The 9,824-nt window shown below is 67.4% G+C and carries 7 protein-coding genes; all 7 read left to right on the top strand.

Annotation, left to right across the window (positions count from 1 at the left end; genetic code table 11):
* Positions 1-87 precede the first annotated feature (87 nt).
* The 7 genes from HZZ10_RS10465 (at position 88) to HZZ10_RS19165 (ending at position 9,820) form a co-directional block, all read left to right on the top strand.
* Complete coding sequence (locus tag HZZ10_RS10465) at positions 88-1,587, top strand: hypothetical protein (RefSeq protein WP_179913458.1); 1,500 nt, start codon at positions 88-90, stop codon at positions 1,585-1,587.
* A gap of 78 nt (positions 1,588-1,665) precedes the next feature.
* Positions 1,666-2,661, top strand: coding sequence for a dTDP-glucose 4,6-dehydratase (gene rfbB, locus HZZ10_RS10460; protein ID WP_179913457.1), 996 nt, complete (start codon positions 1,666-1,668; stop codon positions 2,659-2,661).
* A 59-nt stretch (positions 2,662-2,720) separates the two neighbouring features.
* The gene (locus HZZ10_RS10455; RefSeq protein ID WP_179913456.1) at positions 2,721-4,466 is read left to right on the top strand and encodes a polysaccharide biosynthesis protein; all 1,746 of its coding nucleotides are present in this window, start codon (positions 2,721-2,723) and stop codon (positions 4,464-4,466) included.
* A complete protein-coding gene (locus HZZ10_RS10450; RefSeq protein WP_179913455.1) occupies positions 4,466-5,485 on the top strand; it encodes an MraY family glycosyltransferase in 1,020 nt (339 codons plus the stop codon). Before HZZ10_RS10455 ends, HZZ10_RS10450 begins: the two co-directional genes overlap by 1 nt.
* The gene (locus HZZ10_RS10445) at positions 5,482-7,692 is read left to right on the top strand and encodes an NAD-dependent epimerase/dehydratase family protein (protein WP_179913454.1); all 2,211 of its coding nucleotides are present in this window, start codon (positions 5,482-5,484) and stop codon (positions 7,690-7,692) included. Before HZZ10_RS10450 ends, HZZ10_RS10445 begins: the two co-directional genes overlap by 4 nt.
* Positions 7,677-8,720, top strand: coding sequence for a polysaccharide biosynthesis protein (locus tag HZZ10_RS10440; RefSeq protein ID WP_179913453.1), 1,044 nt, complete (start codon positions 7,677-7,679; stop codon positions 8,718-8,720). Before HZZ10_RS10445 ends, HZZ10_RS10440 begins: the two co-directional genes overlap by 16 nt.
* Positions 8,717-9,820 (top strand): polysaccharide biosynthesis C-terminal domain-containing protein, encoded by a 1,104-nt coding sequence (locus HZZ10_RS19165; RefSeq protein WP_218928651.1) that lies wholly within the window; start codon positions 8,717-8,719, stop codon positions 9,818-9,820. Before HZZ10_RS10440 ends, HZZ10_RS19165 begins: the two co-directional genes overlap by 4 nt.
* The last annotated feature ends 4 nt before the right edge of the window (positions 9,821-9,824 follow it).

Raw genomic sequence — 9,824 nt, 5'->3', positions numbered from 1 at the left:
CCTCCCACCCGGCCCCCAGTTCCTTCACGAGAGCACCACGACCGGGCTGCGGACCGCCACCTACCGTCGGTGCGCTAGCCTTCCCGGATGACTCGATCACCGTTGAACCGACTCAGATCGGCGTACCGTCGCGTCGTCGCGACCGGAGACGCCACGCAGGCGGCGACAGAACGCCTCGAGGCCACGGTCGGGGACCTGCGGGGGCAGGTGGACCGGCTGACGCACCGGCTCTACGAGTCGGCAGGCATCGTGGACGACATCCGCGCGGTGACAGGGACGCGTCCCCTCGCTGCCTCAGACGACGTGCTCGGGCACGTCACCAAGCATGCTGACCGCCTGCACGACGCCGTCAGCTATACGGTCCGACGTCAGCCCTTCACGGGTGCACGGACACGCGTTCTCTTCCTGGTCCATCACATCGAGGCCTGGGACAGCCTGCACGGGCTCGTCGCCGAGCTCCGGACGCTCCCCGACTTCGAGGTGGTCGTCGCGTCGATCCCTCGCCGGTTCCGCGGCTCGCCCGGGCCTGTCGACGAAGACCTGGTGCACGCTGGTCTCTCCGCTCGTGGCGTGCCCCACCTACGGATCGACCTCACGAGTGACGACGACGCGCTCGAGGTGGTCCGGGCGCTGGCCCCGTCGATCATCTTCAGGCAGTCGCAGTGGGACGACGACGTCGCCGACGCCTTCTCTACGCAGAACCTCTCCTTCGCGAGGCTCTGCCTGGTCCCCTACGAGACGATGGGCATCATCGAGAACATGCCGATCGAGGGGGTCGCAGACTCTGCGGTCGACAACCACTACCACCGTCGAGCATGGCGGGTCTTCTGCGCCGGCGAGCACTCTCGCGCGGTCGCCGCTGCGCACAGCACCCGCGGAGGTGAGCAGTTCGTCGCGACCGGGCACCCCAAGGCGGACCGACTCCGCTCCGCGCAAGCCGTCTGGCCGCTCGACCGAGCCACCGCTCGCACGCCCAGGCTCAAGGTCGTCTGGTCAGCCCACCACACGATCTCTGAGGACTGGACGAGCTTCGGCATGGCGCACCTCGTCGCGCCCGACATGCTCGCGTGGGCTCGGTCCGAGCCCGACGTCGACTTCGTGTTCATGCCGCACCCGGCCCTGCGCCCCTACATCGACGACCCAGAGTCCCCCGTGACCCCGGCTGAGGCCGACGCCTTCGCCGAGGCGTGGAACGAGCTCCCGAACACGACGATCTTCACCGGCGGTGACTACGCACCGCTGCTCGCCGCCTCGGACGTCATGGTCACCGACGGTCTCAGCATGCTCGTCGAGTACCAGTTCATGGAGCGACCGCTGATCTATCTCGAACGACCGGGGCACCGCCCCTTCAACGCGGCCGGGACGCTCTTGCTCGACGGGATCACGAGAGCCGCCTCGGTCGAGGACGCCCGAAGCTATCTCGCGTCGTTGACCCCTGAGACCCGCGCCGCGACCGCAGACGCCCAGCGGCGCAGCATCGACGCCCTCTTCGAGACAGCACCTGCGGTGCCGCGCATCGTCCAGGCGCTCCGTGAGGGGATCGCGGCTGAGCGGTCTGCCGAGGCCTACGGCTCCGTCACCCGCTGACCTGGCGACGGCCCGCAACCTCTCACCGCCGTCGGACTTCGGTATCCTGTCGTGGCCCGTATTTTCCGAAAGGACACCATGCGTCTTCTAGTGACCGGCGGAGCCGGCTTCATCGGCTCCAACTTCGTGCTCCTCACGGCGCGCGAGCGACCGGACGTCCAGATCACCGTGCTCGACGCGCTCACCTACGCCGGCGACAGGTCGTCGCTCGCACCGGTCGCCGGCTCCGTCGAGCTCGTCGAGGGAGACATCACCGACGCGGCGCTGGTCGACAGGCTCGTCGGGGAGTCCGACCTCGTGGTCCACTTCGCCGCCGAGTCGCACAACGACAACTCGCTGCGCGACCCCTCGCCGTTCGTCCAGACGAACCTCATCGGCACGTTCACCCTGCTCGAGGCCGTGCGCAAGCACGAGGTGCGCTTCCACCACATCTCGACCGACGAGGTCTACGGCGACCTCGAGCTCGACGACCCCGCGAAGTTCACCGCAGACACCCCGTACAACCCGTCGAGCCCGTACTCGTCGACCAAGGCGGGCAGCGACCTGCTGGTCCGCGCCTGGGCGAGGTCCTTCGGCGTGCAGGCGACGATCTCGAACTGCTCCAACAACTACGGGCCCTACCAGCACATCGAGAAGTTCATCCCGCGGCAGATCACCAACCTCATCGACGGTGTCCGCCCCCGCCTCTACGGAGCCGGGGAGAACGTGCGCGACTGGATCCACGTCGACGACCACAACAGCGGTGTGTGGGCGATCATCGACCGCGGTCGGATCGGCGAGACCTACCTCATCGGGGCGGACGGCGAGAAGAACAACCTCGAGGTCGTCCAGGCGCTGCTGACAGCCTTCGGCCGCCCCGAGGACGACTTCGACCACGTGACCGACCGTGCCGGGCACGACCTCCGCTACGCGATCGACGCCAGCAAGCTGCGTGACGAGCTCGGCTGGGAACCCCGGTACACCGACTTCGCAGCCGGGCTCGAGGCGACCGTCGACTGGTACCGGGCCAACGAGGCGTGGTGGCGCCCGGCCAAGGCCGCCACCGAGGCCAAGTACTCGGCAGCGGGGCACTGACGTCTCCGCACACCCCCGACCTGCTCCACCACGTACGACCAACACCAAAGGATGCCCTCGTGATCTACCGCCCAGGGGTGCGGCGAGCGACGCTCGCCGCGTGGGATGTTCTCTGCTGGGGCATCGCGACGATCGTCGTCGTCGGAGCCAGGTACGACTTCGTAATCACCAACGTCCAGTGGACCTCGGTGATCACCTACTACGTCGTCTCCGCTGCGCTGCTCGTCGGGCTCGGCTACGCGACGAAGATGTACCGCGGGCGGTTCCGCGTGGCCTCCTTCGAGGAGATGCTCGGCCTGGTCGCACTCTGGCTGGCCGTGACCGTCGTCAGCGTGGCCATATTCGTGGTCTTCGACGACAGCCTCCCTCGCGGTATCGCGTTCCTGGTGCCGGTCGTCGCACTCTTCGGGTCGGCTGGCGGTCGCTGGTTCTACAGGATCCTGCGCACCAGGACCCACGGGACCCTCAAGACGTCGCAGAAGACGGTCCTGGTGTACGGAGCCGGGGACGCCGGATACCAGCTGCTGAGGCTTGTCCTCATGTCACGCGACTCCGAGTACCGGATCGTCGGGTTCATCGACGACAACCCTGGCAAGCGGAACCTCAAGCTCATCGGCGTCCCAGTGGTCGGCAACCGAGACATCCTCAGAGACGCGGCGGTCACACTCGAGGCGGAGTGCGTGATCCTCGCGATCCCCTCCGCGACAGGCGAGTTCGTGGGAGCGGTGCAGGACGCCGTAGAGAGTGCCGGCATGGAGTTCTTGTCGCTGCCCCCCGTGACGGAGATCATCGGAGGTCGCGTGAGCCTCGGTGACGTCCGGGAGGTAGAGATCGCCGACGTGCTCGGCCGTCGCCAGGTCACGACCGATCTTGGCGCGATCGCCGACTACGTCGCCGGGCGCAAGGTCCTCATCACCGGTGCCGGTGGATCGATCGGGTCAGAGCTCGCCCGCCAGGTCCACAAGTTCGGCCCTGCCGAGCTTGTCATGCTCGACCGTGACGAGTCCGCGTTGCACGCTGTCCAGCTCTCGATCTACGGGCGCGGTCTGCTCGACACCCCCGACCTCGTGCTCTGCGACATCCGTGACGAAGAAGCGCTCCGGGCGATCTTCGAGGCGCACCGCCCTGAGATCGTCTTCCATGCTGCGGCACTCAAGCACCTTCCCATGCTGGAGCAGTACCCGGCCGAGGGTTGGAAGACGAATGTGTTGGGGACGCTCAACATGCTGCAGCTCTCCAAGGAGTACGGCGTGAGCCGGTTCGTCAACATCTCGACGGACAAGGCCGCCGACCCGACCAGCGTCCTGGGCGAGACCAAGCGCCTCGCGGAACAGCTGACCGCCTGGGCCGCGCAGGACGAGGTCGGGAACTACATGTCGGTCCGCTTCGGCAACGTCCTCGGCTCACGAGGGTCCATGCTGCACGCCTTCAACGCGCAGATCGAGAGCGGCGGACCGGTCACCGTGACCCACCCGGATATCACCCGCTACTTCATGACGATCCCCGAGGCGTGCGAACTCGTCATCCAGGCAGGAGCGATCGGCGGTCCCGGGGAGGTGCTGGTCCTCGACATGGGCACACCCATCAAGATCCTCGACGTCGCACGGCGCATGATCCTCCACTCGAAGAAGAACATCGAGATCGTCTTCACGGGCCTACGCCCAGGCGAGAAGATGCACGAGGAGCTGTTCTCCGAGGACGAAGAGCGCTCGACTACCTCGCACACAGCCATCTCCTGCGTCCAGGTGCCCCCCGTCGACCCGTCGGAGCTCGGCGACCACCGTCTCGGACGGGGACCGCGCTGATGCCGCTCGCCCTCGGGGTGCTCTTCTCGGCTGCGGTCCTCGGGTGTGCGGCAACCGCCGCCCTGCGCCCTGTCCTGGCCCGACGCCGCCTGGTCGACGCGGTGAACCACCGGTCGTCACACACCGTCGAGACGCTCCGCGGCGGCGGCCTCGCCGTCCTCGTGGCGCTGGTGCTGGTAACCGGAACCATGGCCGCCTTCGGTCCCGACGAGGTACGCGGAGCACCGCTCTTGATCATCGGGGTCTGCGCCGTCGCAGGTGTCGGTCTCCTGGGATGGTGGGAAGACGTCCGCGGGCTCCCTGTCGCCGCGCGGTTCTCGCTGCAGCTGGTGGCAGCCGTCGTGGTCGCCGTCGCCGTCGCCCTCGCGTGGGACGCGCCGGTGCCCGCGCTCGTCGTGGTCGCCGCAGTGCTCACGTCGGTGTTCTACGTCAATGCAGCCAACTTCATGGATGGCGTCAACGGGATCTCCGCCCAGCACGCGGTCGTCACCGGCGTGTACGCCGCGCTGGTCGGGTCGACGCTCAACCAGCCTGCGCTCGTCGTCCTCGCGCTGAGCGGCGCGGGCGCCTTCCTCGGGTTCCTCCCCTGGAACTTCCCCAGCGCGCGGCTGTTCCTGGGAGACGTCGGCAGCTACACCCTCGGCATCTTCGTCTGGTTCACGGCCCTCTGGATCGCGGTGTCGGGAGCCCCCCTGGTCGTCGCGATCGCCCCGCTGGTCGTCTACGGGTCAGACGTGGTGCTCACCCTGCTGATCCGAGCATCGCGAGGTGAGAACCTCGCGCAGGCCCACCGGGAGCACGTCTACCAGCTCGTCCAGCAGAAGACGGGCTCGCACGTCACGTCATCCGGGACCGTCACCGCGCTCACCGCCGTGTGCTGCCTCATCGGATGGATGACCAGCAACGGGACACTCGGACCGCCCGTCGCCGTGGTCGCGCTCGCCGTGGTCGCCGCCCTCTACTGCTCGCTGCGACTGGTCGTCGCGCCGTCACGGACCCAGGACGAGGTGACCTCATGAGGATTGGGCTGCTCGGTGCGACAGGATTCGTCGGCTCGGCCATCCGGCGGGCCGCTGAGCATGACGGGCACGAGGTCGTCGTCGTCAGCTCTCCGCGGTTGACGAGCGCATCTCGGACGCCGACGGCTCTAGCAGAAGAGTCACAGACAGCCCTGAGCGAGCATCCTCTGCACGAGCTCGACGACTGCGAGGCGGTGATCAATGCCGCCGGTGCGGCGTCCCCTGGGTCCGAGCTCGACGACGACCTCCTCGGGGCGAACGCATTGCTCCCGGCACTGGTCACCCGTGCGATGGCGCGTGTCCCTGGCCGCCGGCTGGTGCACATCAGCTCTGCAGCCGTGCATGGTTCGGCATCCACCCTCGACGAGGCGTCCCCGGTCGAGCCGACCTCGCCGTACGGCACGTCGAAGCTCCTCGGAGAGACTGCGGCCCGCCTCTGCGCGGCTCAGTCCGTGGACCTCGTCGTCTACAGGCCTACGTCGGTCCACGGCGCCGGGAGGGCACTCACGCGATCGCTCGCCGGCTTCTCGAGATCCCGGTTCGCCTCTGTGGCGCGTCCCGGCAACCTGCCGACACCACAGGTACTCGTAGAGAATGTTGCGTCGACAGCGATCTTCCTCGCCGACGCCACGACCTCCAGGCCACCCGAGACCGTGCTGCACCCCTGGGAGGGCGTCACGACAGGCGCACTGCTCCAGGGTCTGAGTGGCGGGGCCGCGCCGCGCAAGGTGCCTGCCACGACGGCTCGCGCGCTGGTCGGGGTGGCGAAGCGGGTCGGCAGGGTGCGCCCGTCTGTCCTGGCCCATGCTCGCAGGCTCGAGATGCTGTGGTTCGGGCAGTCGCAGACGCCGGGGTGGCTGGACAGGCACGGACCGGTACAGGCGCGCTCCTGGCAGGACGCGTACGTGGAGCTGGCAGAGATCGGTGACGGCAGGCAGAGCTCGACCGTTCCGCGCCGTACCGGCATCTTGTCCCAGTGGTACGACCCTGAGCCAGGACCGGCCGCCATCCCTGGAGTGCTGGCCCGGGGCCTGGTTGCGCGGGGCCACGACGTGAAGGTGCTCACCGGCTACCCCAACTACCCGAGCGGTCGTCTCTACCCGGGCTACGACAACCGTCGTGTCCTCACAGAGACGCTGGAAGGCGTCGGAGTACGACGCGTCCCGCTCTATGCGAGTCACGATGCCTCGGCTCTGCGTCGGCTGCTCAACTACGTCTCCTTCGCGGTGAGCTCCCTGCGGGGGCTGCGGTACCTGCGGGACTGCGAGGTGGTGTGGGTCTACAACTCTCCACCGACGGTTGTCCTCCCGATGGCGTTCCTCAGGCTGGTCATGCGCAAGCCGCTGGTCCTGCACGTGATGGATCTCTGGCCGGACAGCTTCTTCGCATCGGGCTTCGCTCCGTCGGGCGTCCCTGGACGGCTCGCGCACGGGGCTGCCTCCTGGGTCTGCCAACTGAGCTACCGCCTCAGCACCGAGGTCGTCTACATCTCTCCCAGCGTGGGCCAGGTGCTGGAGGAGCGAGGGGTGCCCCGCGCCAAGCTCACGTACGCGCCAGTCTGGACAGACGAACGCGTCTTCGTGCCGCGTGAACGTCCGACGTCGACCGGCTTCCCGGTCCCGGACGACCACAGGGTCGTCCTTTACGCCGGGGCGATCGGTGGCGCACAGGCGCTCGACGTGCTCGTCGAGGCGATGGCTGACCTGCAGGACCTTCCGCTCACCTGCCTGATAGCGGGCGACGGCACGGCTCGTGCCGACCTCGAAGATCGCGTCAGCGCTCTAGGCCTGAGGAACGTCCACCTCCTCGGGACCGTCGCGAAGTCGGACATCGGCAGCCTGATGGCGCTCGGTGACCTGCACGTGATCTCGCTCAGGTCGACACCGCTCGGAAACGTGAGCTTCCCGAGCAAGCTCCAGGCCACGATGGCGAGCGCTCGACCTATCCTCGCGATCGCCTCGGGCGATCTTGCTCGCGTCGTCGAGGACTCGGGTGCTGGGTTCGTGACGGAGCACGGAGACCGTGCAGCGCTCGCCGACAGGCTGCGCGAGGTCGCGGTCACCTCCCATGAATCCTTGAGATCGATGGGCGATCTAGCCCGTGACTACTATGAACGAGAATTTGCCTCCGGTGCGGGGATCGACCGGGTAGGCCGTCTGCTGGAACGCGCCAGCGAGACTCGACCACAGAAATGGACTTCGTCGTGACGCTCATTCAGCCTGCGGACTCTTCCGTCCTCATCACCGGAGGGACCGGCTCGTTCGGACGCACGATGGTCCATGACCTCCTGCGTGAGGGATATGGCGAGATCCGCGTGTTCAGCCGCGACGAAGCCAAGCAGGACGCCATGCGCCACGACACGGGTGATGCGCGGGTGAGGTATTACATCGGTGACGTCCGCGACTACGAGAGCGTGCTGGCGGCTTCCCGATCCGTCACTCACGTCTTCCACGCGGCTGCGCTCAAGCAGGTCCCGTCAGCCGAGTTCTTCCCGATGCAGGCTGTCCAGACGAACATCATGGGCAGCGCCAACGTGATCCGGGCGGCGGAGGCCAGCGGGGCTCGATCCGTCGTGTGCCTCAGCACGGACAAGGCCGTCTACCCGATCAACGCGATGGGGATGACCAAGGCAGTGATGGAGAAGGTCGCGCAGGCTCACGGGCTCGAGAACCGGGATGCGTCCACCACCGTGTCGTGCGTGCGCTACGGCAACGTCATGTACTCCCGCGGCTCTGTCATCCCCCTGTTCATCAGCCAGATCAAGGCCGGCAAGAAGATCACTGTGACCGATCCGCTGATGACCCGCTTCATGATGTCGCTGGCCCACTCGGTGGACCTGGTCAAGTACGCCTTCGAGTCTGCGGTCCAGGGCGACATCTTCATCCGTAAGGCCGCCAGCTGCACCGTCGGCGATCTCGCTCGCGCGGTGTCCGAGCTCTTCGGGGCCGGGCCGGACATCCAGGTGATCGGGACGCGGCACTCGGAGAAGCTCTACGAGTCGCTCGCCACTCGTGAAGAGCTCGCCCGGGCAGAGGACCGCGGGGACTACTTCCGCATCCCGGCAGACAGCCGCGACCTCAACTACGCGCCGTACTTCGACGAGGGCGAGAAGATCAGCCCGTCGATGACCGACTACGACTCCCACTCCGCGGAACGCCTCGACGTCGCTGGCGTCAAGGATCTGCTGCTGACCCTGCCTGAGGTCCGGCGCGAGCTGGAGGCATGGCCCGTATGACGACCACAGCCATCACGGGCAGCCGAGGATTCCTCGGTTGGCACACGCGCGCCCGGTCCAGGGCGCTGCACGGCGAGACACCTGCAGGCATCCAGCTGGGTGACGGCTACGACGCTACCCAGGCAGCGGGTGCTGTCGACGGCATCGACCACCTGATCCACATCGCCGGAGTCAACCGGGGTACGGACACAGAGGTGCTCGACGGCAACGTCCGTGCGGCGGAGCGTGCGGTCGCAGCTCTCAGAGCAGCCACCCAGGTGCCGCGCACCCTCACGTTCGCCAACTCTGTACAGGTCGGCAACGGGTCGGTCTACGCCGAGGGCAAGCAGCGCGCCGCGGAGATCTTGGCTGCCGCAGCAGACGATCTCGGTATCCGCTTCCGTGACGTCCTGCTCCCGAACATCTTCGGCGAGCACGGCGTCCCGTTCTACAACTCGGTCGTCGCGACCTTCTGCCACCTGGCTGCTCGCGGAGACGCGCTGACGGTCGCACAGGACAAGCCGCTGACGCTCCTGCACGCCCAGAAGGCCGCGGCGGTCCTCCTCGACCCGGAGGCCCCGGCAGACGCCGGACCTGCCCAGGGGGCGCACGTCCGCTCAGTCATCGAGATCAAAGATACGATCGAACGGTTCGCCGCGATCTACCGCGCGGGGGACATCCCACCTCTGTCCGGCTCCTTCGACGTCGAGCTGTTCAACACGTACCGCTCCTTCGCCTTCGACTCTCAGACTCCGATCGCGCTGGTCAAACGCACAGACGACCGGGGCTCGCTCGCCGAGACCGTCCGCGTCATGGGCGGCCAGAGCCACACGTTCTTCTCGACGACCAAGCCCGGGGTCACCCGCGGCCAGCACCACCACCTCCGCAAGATCGAGCGGTTCGTGGTGCTCGCGGGGACGGCAAAGATTTCGTTGCGGAAGGTCCTCACCGACGAGGTCCGCACGTTCCAGGTGGATGGTGAGAACCCCGTGGCGATCGACATGCCGACACTGTGGGCGCACAAGATCACGAATACCGGAGACACTGTCCTGTTCACGCAGTTCTGGGCCAACGAGATCTTCGACCCCGAGGACACCGACACGCACCCTGAGGAAGTCTGATCCT

The sequence above is a fragment of the Sanguibacter inulinus genome (genome assembly GCF_013415325.1).
Classification (GTDB): Bacteria; Actinomycetota; Actinomycetes; order Actinomycetales; family Cellulomonadaceae; genus Sanguibacter; species Sanguibacter inulinus.
This window is presented reverse-complemented; position numbering and strand designations above follow the sequence as displayed.

What these genes read in the sequence shown, in the direction of transcription:
- HZZ10_RS10440 (WP_179913453.1), top strand. Translation starts at nt 7,677, where the DNA reads ATGGACTTCGTCGTGACGCTCATTCAGCCTGCGGACTCTTCCGTCCTC.
- HZZ10_RS10445 (WP_179913454.1), top strand. Translation starts at nt 5,482, where the DNA reads ATGAGGATTGGGCTGCTCGGTGCGACAGGATTCGTCGGCTCGGCCATC.
- HZZ10_RS10450 (WP_179913455.1), top strand. Translation starts at nt 4,466, where the DNA reads ATGCCGCTCGCCCTCGGGGTGCTCTTCTCGGCTGCGGTCCTCGGGTGT.
- HZZ10_RS10465 (WP_179913458.1), top strand. Translation starts at nt 88, where the DNA reads ATGACTCGATCACCGTTGAACCGACTCAGATCGGCGTACCGTCGCGTC.
- HZZ10_RS19165 (WP_218928651.1), top strand. Translation starts at nt 8,717, where the DNA reads ATGACGACCACAGCCATCACGGGCAGCCGAGGATTCCTCGGTTGGCAC.
- rfbB (WP_179913457.1), top strand. Translation starts at nt 1,666, where the DNA reads ATGCGTCTTCTAGTGACCGGCGGAGCCGGCTTCATCGGCTCCAACTTC.